Genomic DNA, 13,319 nt, shown 5'->3' with positions numbered 1-13,319 from the left:
AACGCCGCTGCTGAAAAGCAGGCGGCCATCACGGATGCGCAGTCCGCCAATCTGGTGAAAGCCAAAACTGTCCCAGCGCGAAGCCGAACACGATGCTCGAAGTGCCGGATGACGAGGATGCCGAAGAATACGCTGAAACTGCACGACCGGTCCGTCAGCGCCGCGTCATCATGAATGTCGCAGAGATCGATCCCGAGCCGATCAAGGCACTCTATCTTGTCCGCGGCCATGACGTCGACGGCGAAAACCAGGACTGCTTCGTGGTCGCTGAAAGCGTCGACCAGGCCACGCAGTTCTGGAACGAGAAATGCCTGAAGGAAGAATGGATGCGCGAGAGCGATGACGACGGCGATGATGAAACCATCATCTATCCCGCCCACCTCCGCATCATTCTCGAAGACGTCGCCGCCACGCCTTACGACGGCGAACCGCGCGCTATCGACTGGGGCGAGATCCCCATCGTCGATTGACGTTCTCCTGGAAGCAGCTCGCTCTCTCCAAATTCCCGGGAGCGACCTGCAAGAGAGAAGGCGATTTCTACGTCATCCGCGATGACAAGGGACAGATCGTGACCGCGAGAGCCTCCAATTCAGGCGCATGGCAGGCGGCAGGTCGCAAAGCCCGCTGACACCCAACCAGCCAACCCAGAAAGGGCCGGACTGCATCGCAGCTTCCGGCCCTTTTCCTTTTGAAGAAAGCGAGCCGATGGAAACATGTCTGTGGCACAGCAGCCATGACCCCGACCTTACCCGCGACACGGTGAGATCGGGATTTCACCTCGGCACACGCGCCCAGGCAGAAATGAGACGACCTGGCGGCCACCTCTACCTGGTGAAGCTGAAAAGCGGCGTCCGGCCCAAGCGCATGAAGGACAAGCCGGATTGGGACCGGCGAACGATCAGCCGGTGGTCGAGGCGGGCAAAGCTCGTCGTCTATCTCAACCGATATGAGGGCATCCCGGTCGAATCCCTCCCGGCCGCCATCAAGCACGACGGCGCATCGGACGCGATCTTCGCGCGCCACGTCGCCGGAAGCGAGGACAGCTACATCGTCCTCGATCCCGACATCATCGAGAGCATTCACCGTTTCGACCGTAACGAGAGGCCATCCCTATGACCGATTCCGCCCGTAAAGCGCGCGATGCCCGCCAGAGACGGCTCGACAAGGGCCGTAACCAGGAAGCGGCAGCCAAGCGCGTCACCAAGGGCCTACAGGCCATGATCGAAATGCCGCTGCTGGAGGCGATCGCACAGGCCGGCGGGGCCGCGCGGCCGCGAGATCTCTATGGTGAGGTTGCCCAGCGGCTGAACCTCGATCCCGACGTGAGGAAGGAAAAGCGCGGCTGCGCCGACCAGGAATACGCGATCTTCGATCAGCAGGTCCGCTGGACCAGGCAAACGCTCGTTGGCGAAGGCCTAATAGCAGGCGAGCGCGGCATCTGGGAGCTGACCGACAAGGGGCGCGACAAGCTTACGCGCGTCACACGCGGGAAGGTCGTCCTCATCTACCGTCTCGACGATGGCCTTGCCTTTCTTGCCCATGCAGAAGAGGCGGCTGGCGCGATCGAGAAGGAAAGCCTCTCTCTCGTCCTTACCAGCCCGCCATATCCGGTCGTCGGGCGTGAGTATGGCCGCTTCTCCGTACCAGAGTGGCTGGAATGGATGTCAGGCCTCGTCGGCATGTGGCGTGACCTCCTGCGCCCGGACGGAACCCTCGCGGTGAACCTGATGGATGTCCATGTCCCAGGCACCCCGATGCTTTCACCCTACGTCGAGCGCTTCTCGCTGGATGCGATCGACAATCACGGCCTCCACTTGGCGGGCCGCATGCCGTGGCACTCGCCCAACAAGCTCGGCAACCTCGAATGGGCCGTGAAGCGCCGCGTTGCCTTGCGCAATACAGTCGAGCACGTCCTGCTGTTCTCGAAAACACCGACGCCATCATGGGACACCCGCCGGCTGCCGTCAGATCCCTATGCCGAACGATCGGCAAGCGCGCGCAAGCACGACGCCAGGCGCGGACACGAGCAGCGGCCCGGCGGCTACGACATCAATCCCGAAGCTTTCGCGCGGGACGGGGAAGGGCGGATACCGTCCAATCTCATCATCTCCGGCGGCGTGGGCGGCGGCGGCACATATGCAAGCCGTTGCCGCGAGGAGGGCCTTGGCCTTCATCCAGCTCGCTTCCCGGAAGAGATCCCTCGCAGGATCATCCAGCTCGCAACCGCCCCGGGCCAGGTCGTCTACGACCCCATGGCTGGCTCCAATACGACCGGAAAGGTCGCACTGGATCTCGGCCGCCGTTTCATCAGCTCAGAGCCCGTCCTCGAATACGCGCAAGGTTCGGCCCTGCGCTTCAGCCATCGCCCCGACTTCCGAGCATTTCCCATACCAGCCTGAAGGACAATCACATGACCACTCGCAAACTTATCGGCTTCCAGGTCACCGACGCAAAAGGCGTCAACATCATGGGAGACGGCGGCAACGAAATCGCCGACCACCCCTCGTTTAGCGTCATCCCGCCTGAAGCGGCTGGCATTGCAGCTCTCAAGATCAGCCCCGGCCAACTCCTGCAGCCCATCTTCGAAGGAGACATCGAAGAGCCCGGTGAGATCGGGTTTGCGGAGGCTGCCACCAACTTTCTAAACACGCGAGAGGAGTTTCTCGCCGAGACGGCAGCATGCCTTTGGGAGGCTGCACAGAACCTCGTGTTCGGCAAAAACTATGCTGACCTGCCAGAAGCCATAATCCTGAAGGATGCGAACGAGGGGATGGGTGCAGCGGGCCTGCGCATGGAGATCACCGCTCTAGCCCCGGCCTGCATGGCCGATTGGGTAATGCTCAGTGTCGAGCAGCAGGACGAAGCAGCGCCGTACGATTGGGAGTTCGTTCCAACCTGGCTCGCCAATCGCCTCAACACGCAGGGGCTCTAACCGCGTTCTGCTGACGCCCCACTTCATCCTATAACTGATGGCGCGCCACGCCCATCAAACGCCGCGAGAGATAAATGTCATCCAAAACGCAGATCGACCAGCTGTTGAAGGCCAATGTGCGCATCGCAGCCATGTGGCCCTTTCCATGCCTCGAACCTTCAGCCACCTACCTCGACACCTTTAGCGGACACGAGGAAGCTGGGCTGCCCCCAAAGATTGCCGGGCTGATCGAGAATTGGTCCAAAGCCGAGAAGCGCGAGCTCTTCCAAAGCCAGGGCGACATCGCAGAACGCGCTCACAGCGAACTGTCCGATCTTGCCTACAGCGAAGGAATTTTCGGATTTATCGCCGAGGTTTCGGTACCCTGCTTCAACGCATATCCGGACGGGACTATGTCCTTGTCGTGGGGGAGCTACACCTCGCAGCTCGTATTGGCCGAAACCTACGAAGGCCTCGTCATTCAGGCAGCGGCTCTCGGCGAGGCAAGGTACAACGAGGCCAAGGCGTCTGTCGCCGCATTACCTCAACCTTCGCGGCAGGCCTGAACGTGCCTCTGACCGTAAAGCAGCTCATCGCTGCTCTCAGGCGTATGCCACCCCATTCCACCATCATTGTCGCCGACCATGATCAGAACTCCGAAAGCGGCGAATACAACGGCACCGTGCAGAGCTGCATGGAAGCCTCAGAACTCCTGAAAGAGCGCACCGGCGCAGAAGTGGTGATCAACCTGTGACCATCGAAGACATCATCAAGCCCTTTCGCGACCGCCACGAAGCCAACGAGGCCCGTCGAGCGCAGCTCACCGAAAGCATCGAAAGTGCCGCAGCCGAGCTCGAAGAGCTGGCGCCCGTCCGGGCGACCGACGCACTGCACGCAATCGCTGCGGAAATTGAGAAGCGAATGCCCGACAAGACCTGCAAGGTTCTGGGTCCGTTCGGCATAGCATCCGAATACGGACTTCATGTCGAAGAGAATGGCGAAACCGTCGCTTCGATCAGCCTGCAGCGAGACCTGCACGCCTTTCCGGATCTCGTCGAAATCGATCTCTCGACGAAAACCACGTTCCCCGAAGGCTCGATTGGCGCGGCCAATGGCCTGGGCCGACGGACAATCCCGTTCAACGGCGACATCGACGAGATCGTTGCGCGGCTGGACGCACAGGCCCGCGAGCGGGCGAGCGCCTGAACCAGCTACTCCACCTCTTTTCAGATTACCAAGGACCAGACCAACCCATGTCCATTCTTTCCGACAAGTGGATTCGCACGCAGGCCCAAGAGACCGGCATGATTTTGCCGTTCGTCGAAGCCCAGCGTCGCGACAACTGCATCTCCTACGGCCTCTCCTCGTATGGCTATGACGCGCGCGTTTCCGACGAGTTCAAGGTCTTCACCAACATCGACAGCGCCGTCGTCGATCCCAAGGACTTTGCAAGCACGTCCTTCGTCGACCGCAAGACCGACTGCTGCATCATCCCGCCCAACAGCTTCGCGCTGGCAAGAACGGTCGAGTATTTCCGCATCCCCGAAGACGTGCTCGTCATCTGCCTCGGCAAGAGCACTTACGCGCGATGCGGCATCATCGTGAACGTGACCCCACTCGAACCCGGCTGGGAAGGGCATGTTACTCTGGAGTTTTCGAATACCACCCCGCTGCCGGCCAAGATCTATGCGAACGAAGGCGCGTGCCAGTTCCTTTTCCTGAAGGGCAACGAACGGTGCGAGACGAGCTACGCGGATCGCCAGGGCAAATACATGGGCCAGCGCGGCGTCACGCTTCCGCGCCTGTAAACGGCTTGGAAACCGCCTTGAGATAGTTACGCTGCTTCGGGACTGGTCAATCTTGTCCGGGATACGGCCAGTCCCGAAACCGAGGAAGCAAATGGAAAAGATCGGCACTTACGCGCTCTTCATCGTCGTCATGATCGCGCTGAACTTTGGCGGTAATCTCGTCGCACAGCGCGTCCTACCGACAACTGAAACCGACCCGCTTGCCCGTCGCATGGCCTATAAGGCTGTCTTTCTCTTGAGCCTATTGGGAGCAATCGGCCTTTTGATCGTGATCGAAGAGGGTTTCGATCTTTGACCCCGCCCCCGAGGGCTTATGAAGGCTCGGATTCCTGATGCTCCTGTTAAGCGCTCATTAGTCTCATCTGAGATTTCTCTGTCGTCATCCTACAAATCGGGTTAGCTTGGGACTCAACCAAGTCGGGGAGCGACGACAGAGTGAGTCAGGCGCAGATAATTAGCGCGATCGCAGCAGGCATTCCTGTCATGGGCCTCATTATCATCGGCCTTTTGCTTCGCGGTCAGAACGATGCGCCCCGCACCGCTTCCTGCGGCCTCGACAAACTCACGCGGATCGCGATCAGGCCACGCATCGAATACAACACCTCGACCGGCGCTGTATTCTACGTCGTCGAGAATATCGGCAATGCGCCGGCCTGGAACCTCGATATCTCGCTGCCTTCGTGCCAGTCGGTTGGCCGGTTCCGCCCGGGTTCGCCCCAGATGAAGCTGCACCAGTCTCTCATGCGCGTCGGTCACCAGCGTTATACGCGGATGATGCCCGGCCAGCGTGTCGAGGTGCCTATTGTCAGTCTCGCGCCCAACAGTGACAGCGCCAAGGCCGTCTTCGGCCTCGGGCTCGAAGTTCGCCTCGACTGGAACGACCGGGACAGCCGCCGCAAGCGCGACCACTTCATCATGCCGATCGAAGAGCGCCGCGTAAGGTCGCGGCAGTCAAGCTTTGGCTCTAATGCCTGGGGCATGGCCCAAGCGGCCTGAGCCGTCAGCCTCTTAGAAGGTCCTTGGGAAAGCTCACGCCCTCGGGCATCTGAGGCAGTGCCTTTTCGGGTCCGCTCAAGACATCGATGACGACTTCAGCGGCCGACAGGTTCTTGCCCATCGACGACTTCCAGCGCCGAACCTCGACGTGACCGTAGCCGGTCAGCACATCCCCGACATCAAGATCGTTGATCCGGTCGAGAAACTGAAGCTCGCTTTCGAAGGGAAGGGCGGCAAACTTGGCGACTGTCGCCAGCTCACCCGAAACGCCATAGAGGACCGCATAGGGATGAAGGCCCACGTTGAACCGCACGATAGGCAGCTCCGTGAGCCTGATTTCGACTTTACGATCAACCTTCGCTGCGAGGTCTGAGATCAGCACCTCGAAGCGATGGATATCATCTTCAGAGAAGGCCTGCCCGCCATGGCCCCTTTTCGTCATCTCGTTATACCGCCACTATTTTCAGGCCCCAAAGCCAAGAGAATCATTGGCCGGCTGGGGGATATGGAATTCCTTTGCCTCGTCATGCACACGTGCATTGCGCCGGATCAGGTTTGACATCGAGGTGGGAAGGATACGGCCCCTGATAATGTCGGAACGTATTTCCAGACAAGCCCCCGGCGACATAGCCGAGAAATTCCCGTTCGCTTGAGCCTCGATCTCACGCCGCACCGCATCGTTCGTGTTCGTTGCGCGGCGAAGACGGAAGAAGCCGTTAGAAGTATCCTTCTCTTCGTAGAGGATCGCCTGCGCCTGGCACTGAGTAACCATGTCCGAGGCGATACGGATACCAATATCTGCTACTGATGGTTCTTTGCCGGTGACGCGCCGGTCATGATAGATCCGCGCCACGGCCGGCCGAAGCATCGGAAATCCGTCGATGCTATCGAGAGAGCCAATCGCGTTCACGACCTTGCCGTCAAAGCCCTTGAGCTTCACGTTGTTGTTGAAGGCGTGGATGGCATCGTTCGCCATTTCACGATCGTCTTGCGACACCGGCGGGAACAGCATGCCGTCGAGCTCGGGCGCAAGAACCTTGAACTCTTCAAGCTCAATATTGCGCATCGCGAAGACCTCAGTTGCAATCGGCCACGTCATCTCCGGCTTCACGCTCGAGAAGGCTTCATCAACAAAGACGTTGTCGTCACCCTTCTCCGCACAAATCCGTGCGAAAGACAGCATTTGCGCCGCGGCCAGTTCCGTCGGCACGTCAGGTTCGTCAGCCTTCTCCCGCCAGTTCTGGAGATAGCTCGCCGCCACTGCCAGGTGCAGGTCTTCACCCTTGTGCAGCTCACGGCCACGGAGAAAGGCTTGCGCCACGACAGAATCCTCGACGCCGCGGCCGGCAACCCAATCATCAGCAGCGCCAAGGTTCTTCAAATGCTCATCCTTGGTAGGACGGGCCTCGACCATCCCGCGTGCGATATCGAAACCGTTGGCGATCATTCTGAAAACTCCGCGTCACTTGGCTCTTTCGAAATCCTATCCTACAAATATACTGCCCGCGAAGGGAAGGCTTTTTGTGCCTTTTCCTGCACAGCAGCGGACTAACCCATTAGCCGCTGGGCGCGGCCAGAAATTTGAAGGATGAGTAGAATGATCGAGAAGTTTGGCCGTTCGCCTTTCTCCGCCCGCCGGGCACCGACAGAAGCCGAAGACGAGCCACTCGACCTTGCTGGATGCGAGGCAGGAGCGGTTGAAGAAGTGAGCGCGCCCACCAGCATCACCACCATTCACGATGACGATGATGTGCTGCCGGCGTCCGTCCGCCAGGCGATCGCTGAGGGCAACTCCTTCGGTCAGCATTCGAAGCAAGAGGCTGCCCCTGGCGTGGAGCACGAAGACAACGGCGAAGACGAAACCAGATCGTCCGGGACGATCGACGATGCCTTTATCTCCAAGGAACCCAAATTCGATGGCCCAATGGGCTTCCCTAAGTCCGCAACATGGGAGCCGGAGCCTGTCCTGCCTGAGGACGTTGTCGGCGATCATCGCGTCAGCAGCCTCGGCGATGCCATCAATAGCATGCCGATCGGCGAAAGCCTCGATGCCGAAGGCAAATCGTTCGGCATCGAGGACGAACACACGCGCGCTGCGCGCGACACCGTGTCCGATGCTTTTGGCATTCCCCGCGAGAGCAGCATCGACACTTTGCAGGCTCTTCTTGAGGGACGCCTACTACCGGAAACCTCGATCCCCTTTGAAAAGGGCGGGAACATCGATGCTCTCAACCGCTATATCAGGCAGGAGACCGTCAATCTCGTCATGATCAACGGCGAGGCCCGCATCGAAATCAGCGAAGCCCATCTTCGCCGCCTGCTCACCGACATCCGGTCTGAGGTCGAGCGCCACAACCAGGAAATCATCGAAGCACAGGCTCGCCTGGACAGCCTGAATGCAGAGCGGGACCGCTATGCTGCAATCATCCAGAGCTTCGACATTGAACCTGCCTGATCCAGTCGCCGGACGGCCATAGCGCCGTCCGGCCGATTACAGGAATTGCTACGAATGACTGCTACAGGCGACCTTGAGAAGCGCCAGAAACGCTTCCGGGCCATCATAGGAATGCTTTCCAGTTCCAACGATGGCCAGAGGATAGCCGCCCTCAACGCTGCAGATCGCTTTCTCGAGGCGCACGGCCTTTGCTGGTCCGACCTTGCCGATTCCGCTATCGCTGGCCGGCCGATCTTCACGAAGGCACCACCCGCCAAGCCCGTCGAAGCACCCCGCCCACAGCGCTTGGCGCCGGGGTCATATGACGCCGAGGTTCTCGACGCGATCATCCAGTATGGCCAGCTCCATGCCGTGCTGAAAATCGAAGGTTCCAAGTACCGGGTAAAGACCGACAACATCGCCGATGCGAACACGATCCGTCTCGCCGTCGGCGGCGTAGTCAGGCTGGACCTTGCTTGGGCCGGCAAGGACATCTCGATCAGCAACGTCGCCATGTAATTCCCCATCAAGCGCGCCGCTTGAGCAGGCACGCCAAGAGAAGGGAAAAGCATGAAGACCAGTCTTGCAACTGCCGTAGCAGCGGCAGCGAAGGCGCTTTGCAGCGCCGCCGCCGAAGCCTGCGGCCACGATCTCGACCCCTCTCAAGTGTCAGCGATGCGCCAGCGGATGCAGAAAAGGCAGCGCGAGAGTGCCGCCGCTCGATCGCGGCAGATCGCATCTGAACGCCGTCTCGCGGCCCAGGACCCCAACCAGCTGGACCTCCTGTGAAGTCGCATGCGGCAACGCATGTGCGGAAAGGAAAATGATGTTCCCTACCATTGATACCTGGCGCGCCCAGGAGCGCCCCGAGCTCGAAGCGCTCTATGCAGAGCTTGAAACTCTTTGTGCGGCCGAAGACGCCAACGCCAAAGAATGTCTCGCCGCTGTCTCAGATCGCCTTGGCATCGAGATTCAGCCGAGCCAGCTCAAGGACAAGGTGATCCATATCCGTGTCGCGGATGACTGGATCGAACTGTCGCGAGATCCCGAGCTTGCAGAGTTCAACCGCGACCGCTTCGCACGCTGGCGCAGTGAAATCGCGCAGGAAACCGCTGACGACATTCTCGAGACGGACGCGCATGTCATGCACATGCACCTGAAGCGGCTTCACGGCGATCGCCTGAAGAGCCTCCTCGTCAACGCGATGCCCAGGCTCAGCGCGTTTGCGATGCTCGACGAGGTGCTGGTCGACAAGCTCACCTTGCACCTCATGCGCCCGACCATCGAACACCTATCCGGCGAGACCGCAGCTACCTGCGACGTGCAAGCCGCCTTGCTCGAAAAGATCCTCGCAAGCCTCGCCTATCGCGGCGCGCTCGAGCATTGCACCTTCCGCGGCAACGAGATCGTCATCAACAAGACGCTCAACGACGTTCGCTTTACGGAATCGTACATCGTGTTCTCGCGCGAGATGCCGATCTCACTTTCCCAGTCGATCAAGCCCGGACCGCTTCAGGACGTCATAGAAATCGGGGAAGGCCCGGTTGACGGGCTAATGATCGAACGAGCGTCCGTGAACGAGGATCGCTACCGGAAGGCGATGACGAACGTCTCGTTGACAACCAACCGGTTCGATGACGACCAGATCGCCACGCTGAACCCCTCACGCTTTTTGGCCGACGATAACGCGGCCTAGCGTCAGCGATGCCACAAAAAGTTTCCCCCTCCATCGCCAGCGGGTCGCGGTTGCGAGCGATGAAGGGGGAAACGGGGCAATGAAGATCCACAAAGGGGCGAACCTTCAGGGCCGCTGATAGGCCCAGAACGTGAACAAATCACTAGCAAATTTTGCACTGATACAAAGAATTCCGTGTAAGGAGAACCACATGCACCAAGCTTACGACGTCTCGAAAGAGCGCGGCACATTGCTGATGTGGCAGCCCTTCATGATCGGACTGTCATTCAACATCCAGCAGTATGACATCGCGGCCGCACCGCCGAGCAGGCTCGCCTCCGATCCCGAGACCATGGCGTTCACCAATGGCCAGGTCATCTACTTCGGCAAGAAGTACGCCGCGCTGACACAGCCCGAAAAGAACTTCGTGTACCTCCACGAACTCATGCACGCGATTTTCAAGCATCCGCTCCGGATGGCGCGAATCTACCTGCAACGCGGCCTCATCTACGCGGTCCTTGCAAACTATGCGTCAGACGCAATCATCAACGAAGCCATCATCGCGGACAAATCTGCTCCGGACTTCGTGTTCGCCATTCCCGAAAGCCACCCACCGATCAGGATGTCCACCATCCACCGGATGATGGACGAGGCAATCGCTCTCGTTAGCGTAGACCCACCCGCCAGTTATGATCCCGAAGCACTGCATGGCCAGAACTTCGAGACCGTCTACGAGTGGCTAGTCTGGGCCTACGAGGCCGTAAAGGCTCATCGCCAGGACGAGAGCGGAGGTGACGAACCGGAAGAAGCCGGTTCGGGTGACGGACAGGCAGGGGCCGGACCTGCTGAAAATGCAGCGAACGATGACGAGGCCGGCGATGAAGAACAGGCGCCCCAGACCGAGATCGAGCGGATCATGCAGGAAGAAGAAGCCTGGGACGTCGAGGATAACGTCGAGGAGATCATCAAGGCCCTTGTCGAGGAAGGGGACAGTCCTGACCTCATCGACACCTGCAACAAGAAGCTCGAAGAGGCCCGAGCCAGGCTTCAGAACGTCATCCAGGGCGAGAAGGTCGCCGGCACGGGGAAGGGCGGCACTGTCCTCCTGCTCGAAGGCGACCTGCCCGCATCGATCATCGCATGGAACCGCTTCATCAGAAAGGTGATCGCCAAGGAACTGTCGACGGGGCTTGCCACCACTTACGCAAGACAAGGACCGCTCACCCGCTCCTGTCTCGCACTTGGCCGGAGGGCCCCGGCAACGCCTGGCACGACGATCTTCACCGACCGTCCCCGCATTCTATTCGCCATCGACGTGTCAGGAAGCAACGTTGCCTACGTGAAGCAATGTTTTGCCGAGGTCTGGTCACTGGCGTCGAAGCGCATGGCCGCGATCGACGTGGTCACTTTCGATGACGGTGTGCAGGAGATTATCGAGATCAAACACAAGCGCGATTTCGACAAGGTCTTGAAGAACGGCGTTCGAGGCGGCGGCGGAACCAGCCTCGCCAACCTGTTCATGACCGTCAAGGGTATGCGCACGCCATACCGGGCGGTGGTCATCGCCACCGATGGCTACCTGACACCCCCAAGCGAAACCGAAGGTCTCTCGATCCTCTGGGTGGTTACGCCCGGCGGCACGACAAGCGGCCTCGAGGAATGCGGCGACGTGGTCGTCATGCCCCAGCTCAACCAGGAAGCAGCCTGATCTTCGGCGCCCTGCGGAAAAATTCAAAGAAGGAAAACAGATGATCAACGCCAAGGAAGTCACAGCGACGCAGGCCTTCAAATATATTGCTCTGCTCGCAGAAGGCGTGAAGGCAGCCAATGACAACGGCAAGAACGTTCGCTTTCCTGCCGTCTATCTCGAAGGCGAACCGGGCGTGGGCAAGACCACAATTGCCCGCGAACTTGCCAAGATGCTCAACTTCTACCTGATCATCGTCAGCGCCAACCAGCGCAGTCCGGACGACGTGATCGGCGTCCAGATGCCGAACCCCCAGACCGGTCGCACCGAATGGTATCCGCCGACCTGGCTTCCCAGCGCGGACGGCTCTGTCATCATCGATGGTCACAAGTACGATGGCACACTGATCTTCTTCGACGAGCTGGCGTCGGCAGATGACCGTGTCCGCAAGCCGTTATTCGGTGCCTTTCTCGATGGTGTCATCAACGATTTCGTGCTTCCCAAGAACGCATATGTGCTCGCTGCCGGCAACGAGGCCGATACCGGCACAATGGTATTCGAGTTCGACAACGCAACTCGCTTGCGTTTCATGACCTTGCGCATCACGGCCGAACTCAAGAGCTGGCTCGTCGACTTCGCAGCTGAACATGAAACGACCCCGTCGGTGGTTGCAACGCTCCGTAACCAGGTCGGCATTTTCTGCGAGACCAAGGAGGCACTCGAAAAGGGCCAGGAGCTCTACGGCAGCCCCCGCGGCTGGACAGAGGTTTCTGACCAGGAAAAGTTCATCATGCTCAAGCCGGAACACCGCACCGACGAACTGCGGCTGGCCGCCCTCGAAGCCTTCGCCGCCGGCAAGGTGGGCCTCGCTAATGCTCAGACCTACATGGCGACGTTCAGCAATCTGGTAGGGATGACCGATTTGCTGACAATCCTGGAAGCCGATGCAGAGGGCCGAGATCTCTCCGGCATGTGGCCGGATAGCCTCGACAGGCTCTACGCTCTGAGCTTCAGCATGATGGCCTACCCCAAGACCATCGAAGAAGGGCAGCAGATCTATAGCATCCTCGACAAGGCTCCGGAGGGCGGCGAAGTGCCCATTTCGGAATCCAAGACCGCCATTCAGGAAGCCATCCTGCAGCGTCTCCGTGCTCGCGGCTTCAAGAGCAAGGATCTCGAAGTCTTCTCCGCGGCCAACCGCAAGACGGTCGCAGCACTTGGGTCGGGGCCTGTGATCAAGATCGCCATCTGATCAAACGGCCTGCCAACCGGTTCGAGAAGCGGGCTGCATCGCAAGGTGCAGCCCCTTTTTCATGGTCAGGAATAACGATCAAAAAAACGGCTATTCGGATTAAAATGTGGAAAGGAACATAGTAGGAACATAGTAGGAACATATATAATGAACCATGCAGGTTCTGACATATGTCTATCGGCTGAAGCCGACCCGCGCCCAGCATGGCGCGCTGAGGCGTATTCTGGACGATCAGCGTTATCTCTATAACGCAGCACTGCATGAGCGGATCGACGCTTGGCGGCGTGGCGTCTCTGTCGGCATGAACGATCAGACCAAATCTCTGACCTCGATCAGGGGCTTCGATGAAAGTTACGGCGGCGTGCCATACAACTTGTCGAAGTGGACGCTGAAGCGCCTCGACGATGCCATGAAGGGCTTCTTCCGACGCGCCAAGACCAAGGGTAAGGCCGGGTTCCCCCGTTTTCGTCCGGCTTCGCGCTGGGACAGCTTCGGCTTCCATCAGATTGGCGGACTGCGCATCCGTGATGGCCGTCTGCTTTTCAGCAGCGGCGTC

Annotated in this window: 19 protein-coding genes; 17 read left to right on the top strand and 2 right to left on the bottom strand. The window is 59.5% G+C overall.

Annotated features, from left to right (window positions below):
* Positions 1–92: 92 nt before the first annotated feature.
* From KIH45_RS18555 to KIH45_RS18510, 10 genes are all read left to right on the top strand, one after another.
* A complete protein-coding gene (locus KIH45_RS18555; RefSeq protein WP_213177447.1) occupies positions 93–470 on the top strand; it encodes a hypothetical protein in 378 nt (125 codons plus the stop codon).
* A gap of 331 nt (positions 471–801) precedes the next feature.
* Complete coding sequence (locus KIH45_RS18550; protein WP_213177446.1) at positions 802–1,116, top strand: hypothetical protein; 315 nt, start codon at positions 802–804, stop codon at positions 1,114–1,116.
* Positions 1,113–2,399, top strand: coding sequence for a site-specific DNA-methyltransferase (locus KIH45_RS18545; protein WP_213177445.1), 1,287 nt, complete (start codon positions 1,113–1,115; stop codon positions 2,397–2,399). Before KIH45_RS18550 ends, KIH45_RS18545 begins: the two co-directional genes overlap by 4 nt.
* A gap of 11 nt (positions 2,400–2,410) precedes the next feature.
* Entirely contained in the window at positions 2,411–2,932 is a 522-nt protein-coding gene (locus tag KIH45_RS18540) for a hypothetical protein (protein WP_213177444.1), read from the top strand.
* 74 nt (positions 2,933–3,006) lie between these two features.
* A complete protein-coding gene (locus tag KIH45_RS18535; protein WP_213177443.1) occupies positions 3,007–3,477 on the top strand; it encodes a hypothetical protein in 471 nt (156 codons plus the stop codon).
* Between the two features lie 2 nt (positions 3,478–3,479).
* A complete protein-coding gene (locus KIH45_RS18530) occupies positions 3,480–3,665 on the top strand; it encodes a hypothetical protein (RefSeq protein ID WP_213177442.1) in 186 nt (61 codons plus the stop codon).
* Complete coding sequence (locus KIH45_RS18525; protein ID WP_213177441.1) at positions 3,662–4,117, top strand: hypothetical protein; 456 nt, start codon at positions 3,662–3,664, stop codon at positions 4,115–4,117. Before KIH45_RS18530 ends, KIH45_RS18525 begins: the two co-directional genes overlap by 4 nt.
* 47 nt (positions 4,118–4,164) lie before the next feature.
* Positions 4,165–4,719, top strand: a complete 555-nt coding sequence (gene dcd, locus KIH45_RS18520) for a dCTP deaminase (protein WP_213177440.1) — start codon at positions 4,165–4,167, stop codon at positions 4,717–4,719.
* Between the two features lie 91 nt (positions 4,720–4,810).
* On the top strand, positions 4,811–5,014 hold the full coding sequence (locus KIH45_RS18515) for a hypothetical protein (RefSeq protein WP_213177439.1): 204 nt from the start codon (positions 4,811–4,813) through the stop codon (positions 5,012–5,014).
* A 188-nt stretch (positions 5,015–5,202) separates the two neighbouring features.
* Complete coding sequence (locus KIH45_RS18510) at positions 5,203–5,715, top strand: hypothetical protein (protein WP_213177438.1); 513 nt, start codon at positions 5,203–5,205, stop codon at positions 5,713–5,715.
* Positions 5,716–5,719: 4 nt separating this feature from the next.
* Here the strand turns inward: KIH45_RS18510 and KIH45_RS18505 are convergent, their stop codons facing one another.
* Positions 5,720–6,157, bottom strand: a complete 438-nt coding sequence (locus tag KIH45_RS18505) for a hypothetical protein (protein ID WP_213177437.1) — start codon at positions 6,155–6,157, stop codon at positions 5,720–5,722.
* 21 nt (positions 6,158–6,178) lie between these two features.
* Entirely contained in the window at positions 6,179–7,162 is a 984-nt protein-coding gene (locus tag KIH45_RS18500) for a hypothetical protein (RefSeq protein WP_213177436.1), read from the bottom strand.
* A 150-nt stretch (positions 7,163–7,312) separates the two neighbouring features.
* On the opposite strand from KIH45_RS18500, the gene KIH45_RS18495 reads away from it, so the two are divergent.
* The 7 genes from KIH45_RS18495 to KIH45_RS18465 form a co-directional block, all read left to right on the top strand.
* Entirely contained in the window at positions 7,313–8,170 is an 858-nt protein-coding gene (locus KIH45_RS18495; protein ID WP_213177435.1) for a hypothetical protein, read from the top strand.
* A gap of 54 nt (positions 8,171–8,224) precedes the next feature.
* Positions 8,225–8,668, top strand: coding sequence for a hypothetical protein (locus KIH45_RS18490; protein WP_213177434.1), 444 nt, complete (start codon positions 8,225–8,227; stop codon positions 8,666–8,668).
* A 51-nt stretch (positions 8,669–8,719) separates the two neighbouring features.
* Complete coding sequence (locus KIH45_RS18485) at positions 8,720–8,938, top strand: hypothetical protein (RefSeq protein WP_213177433.1); 219 nt, start codon at positions 8,720–8,722, stop codon at positions 8,936–8,938.
* A gap of 34 nt (positions 8,939–8,972) precedes the next feature.
* On the top strand, positions 8,973–9,845 hold the full coding sequence (locus KIH45_RS18480; RefSeq protein ID WP_213177432.1) for a hypothetical protein: 873 nt from the start codon (positions 8,973–8,975) through the stop codon (positions 9,843–9,845).
* A 190-nt stretch (positions 9,846–10,035) separates the two neighbouring features.
* Complete coding sequence (locus tag KIH45_RS18475) at positions 10,036–11,532, top strand: DUF2201 family putative metallopeptidase (protein ID WP_213177431.1); 1,497 nt, start codon at positions 10,036–10,038, stop codon at positions 11,530–11,532.
* Between the two features lie 40 nt (positions 11,533–11,572).
* Positions 11,573–12,763 carry an AAA family ATPase gene (locus KIH45_RS18470; RefSeq protein WP_213177430.1) on the top strand — a complete coding sequence of 397 codons (1,191 nt, stop codon included), beginning with the start codon at positions 11,573–11,575 and terminating at the stop codon, positions 12,761–12,763.
* Between the two features lie 154 nt (positions 12,764–12,917).
* On the top strand, positions 12,918–13,319 hold a 402-nt coding region (locus KIH45_RS18465; RefSeq protein WP_213177429.1), incomplete at its 3' end, for a helix-turn-helix domain-containing protein.

It is taken from the genome of Croceicoccus gelatinilyticus, assembly GCF_018398395.1.
Lineage (GTDB): Bacteria > Pseudomonadota > Alphaproteobacteria > Sphingomonadales > Sphingomonadaceae > Croceicoccus > Croceicoccus gelatinilyticus.
The sequence above is the reverse complement of the archived record's forward strand: the minus strand, read 5'-3'. Positions and strand labels throughout refer to the sequence as shown.

Coding starts and splice junctions, on each gene's coding strand:
- KIH45_RS18555 (WP_213177447.1), top strand. CDS start 93: ATGCTCGAAGTGCCGGATGACGAGGATGCCGAAGAATACGCTGAAACT.
- KIH45_RS18550 (WP_213177446.1), top strand. CDS start 802: ATGAGACGACCTGGCGGCCACCTCTACCTGGTGAAGCTGAAAAGCGGC.
- KIH45_RS18545 (WP_213177445.1), top strand. CDS start 1,113: ATGACCGATTCCGCCCGTAAAGCGCGCGATGCCCGCCAGAGACGGCTC.
- KIH45_RS18540 (WP_213177444.1), top strand. CDS start 2,411: ATGACCACTCGCAAACTTATCGGCTTCCAGGTCACCGACGCAAAAGGC.
- KIH45_RS18535 (WP_213177443.1), top strand. CDS start 3,007: ATGTCATCCAAAACGCAGATCGACCAGCTGTTGAAGGCCAATGTGCGC.
- dcd (WP_213177440.1), top strand. CDS start 4,165: ATGTCCATTCTTTCCGACAAGTGGATTCGCACGCAGGCCCAAGAGACC.
- KIH45_RS18515 (WP_213177439.1), top strand. CDS start 4,811: ATGGAAAAGATCGGCACTTACGCGCTCTTCATCGTCGTCATGATCGCG.
- KIH45_RS18510 (WP_213177438.1), top strand. CDS start 5,203: ATGGGCCTCATTATCATCGGCCTTTTGCTTCGCGGTCAGAACGATGCG.
- KIH45_RS18505 (WP_213177437.1), bottom strand. CDS start 6,157: ATGACGAAAAGGGGCCATGGCGGGCAGGCCTTCTCTGAAGATGATATC.
- KIH45_RS18500 (WP_213177436.1), bottom strand. CDS start 7,162: ATGATCGCCAACGGTTTCGATATCGCACGCGGGATGGTCGAGGCCCGT.
- KIH45_RS18495 (WP_213177435.1), top strand. CDS start 7,313: ATGATCGAGAAGTTTGGCCGTTCGCCTTTCTCCGCCCGCCGGGCACCG.
- KIH45_RS18490 (WP_213177434.1), top strand. CDS start 8,225: ATGACTGCTACAGGCGACCTTGAGAAGCGCCAGAAACGCTTCCGGGCC.
- KIH45_RS18485 (WP_213177433.1), top strand. CDS start 8,720: ATGAAGACCAGTCTTGCAACTGCCGTAGCAGCGGCAGCGAAGGCGCTT.
- KIH45_RS18480 (WP_213177432.1), top strand. CDS start 8,973: ATGATGTTCCCTACCATTGATACCTGGCGCGCCCAGGAGCGCCCCGAG.
- KIH45_RS18475 (WP_213177431.1), top strand. CDS start 10,036: ATGCACCAAGCTTACGACGTCTCGAAAGAGCGCGGCACATTGCTGATG.
- KIH45_RS18470 (WP_213177430.1), top strand. CDS start 11,573: ATGATCAACGCCAAGGAAGTCACAGCGACGCAGGCCTTCAAATATATT.